Origin of the sequence: Bradyrhizobium sp. BRP19 (assembly GCF_020194195.1) — a bacterium.
Taxonomy (GTDB): Bacteria; Pseudomonadota; Alphaproteobacteria; order Rhizobiales; family Xanthobacteraceae; genus Bradyrhizobium; species Bradyrhizobium yuanmingense.
In genome coordinates this window covers 1-408 of sequence record NZ_JADYVZ010000199.1, presented here as the reverse complement: position 1 = coordinate 408, position 408 = coordinate 1, and the positions used below count along the sequence as shown (strand labels likewise).

The window sequence follows — 408 nt, the reverse complement described above, 5'->3', positions numbered from 1 at the left end:
CACCGCTACCATTGTCGGCTCCGGCGTGATCGGCGGCATGCGCCTGCCGATGGAGTTCGTGCGGCACCGCGTGCTTGATCTAATCGGCGACCTAGCTCTGCTGGGCGCGCCGCTGCTAGGCAAGGTCACAGCCTTGCGCCCCAGCCACGAAATGAATTACCGGCTTTGTGCCGCCCTGCTCGCCCGGCCCGATGCCTGGGAATGGGCATACCCCACACACTGACGAAGGAATCCGCGGTATGAGACTGGGCGACCAGTTGCGACAGCAGCTTGCTGCTAAGGCCCTGAAGCGGCAGCTTGATCGGGTCACGAAAGAAATGGAGACGGGAGCCGAACGGGCGGCAGTTGCGGCCCATACCGGTGAAGCGTCGGCAGCACAGCCGGTCAATCCGGCGGACTATGCGGCAC

Annotated in this window: 1 protein-coding gene; it reads left to right on the top strand. The window is 64.5% G+C overall.

The genetic code is table 11. The features are described from left to right. Positions 1-223, top strand: a 223-nt coding sequence (locus I6F36_RS39175; RefSeq protein ID WP_225173316.1) for a UDP-3-O-acyl-N-acetylglucosamine deacetylase, incomplete at its 5' end; no start/stop codon positions are given. Positions 224-408 lie beyond the last annotated feature (185 nt).